Genomic DNA, 814 nt, shown 5'->3' with positions numbered 1-814 from the left:
CCGTAGACGAAGTTCTCCTGCTGCCACTGGTAGCCGCCGAAGACACTGCCGACGAAACCCTTGGTATCGGTTTCAACGTCGAAATCCTTTTCTTTGGTCCGGCCGCTGAAGCCATAGCCGACGTTGAGACCGGCGTAGGGGCCGGCCCACGAAGCGACCGGAAGTTCAGCGATCGGCGCAGGTGCCGGCGGCTCTTCCGAAACCACGTCAGCAGCATAGGCAGTTCCGCTGAGGGCGAAGAGCCCAAGCGCAACGGCCAGCGGCCGTGCGAATTTGAGATTGGCTTGCATTGTTCTTTACTCCTTAAGCCACAGGACACAGGCTTGTTTCTCACGATCGCCATCTACCCGTCCGGGGGGTGAAACGGATCTGGCGTTCGTCGGTTCCAAATGTCGTGTCAAAATGCGGCTGAAGCGAACCTGAACTTGGGTCATTCCCCGGCACGAATGAGGCAGAACCTTGACGTTGCATCTTCGCAACAGCGAAATGGCAGGAACCATCCCATGCTGCGCTGCACACCGCTTGGTGCAAGGACTCCAGCACCCTATATTGCGGTCGTGCGCGCCCGAGTCCAGGGCGGGCCGGGATGTCCAAACGGCCGTTTCGCCACAATGCTGCCCAAGGTGCGAACACCATTTAACGCATGCCGGGCCATATTTCGCCGGCACCGCTTTTTCGGGCCGAAATTGAGGATTGACACCATATGAGCAAAGCCACTGTCACGGCGCTGGTGACGGGCGGGGCCAGGCGGATCGGCAGGGCGATCGTCGAGGATCTCGCCGCGCACGGTTTTGCCGTCGCCATCCATTGCAAC

General features: G+C 60.0%; 2 pseudogenes. One reads left to right on the top strand and one right to left on the bottom strand.

Annotation, left to right across the window (positions count from 1 at the left end):
- A pseudogene (locus EN984_RS36365) lies at nucleotides 1-290 on the bottom strand (porin family protein); the annotation flags it as partial.
- 413 nt (nucleotides 291-703) lie between these two features.
- Between EN984_RS36365 and EN984_RS36360 the strand changes: the two are divergent.
- Nucleotides 704-814: pseudogene (locus EN984_RS36360) on the top strand (short-chain dehydrogenase); the annotation flags it as partial.

It is taken from the genome of Mesorhizobium sp. M7A.F.Ca.CA.004.12.1.1, from assembly GCF_003997835.1.
In the GTDB taxonomy this organism is placed as follows: Bacteria; Pseudomonadota; Alphaproteobacteria; order Rhizobiales; family Rhizobiaceae; genus Mesorhizobium.
The sequence above is the reverse complement of the archived record's forward strand: the minus strand, read 5'-3'. Positions and strand labels throughout refer to the sequence as shown.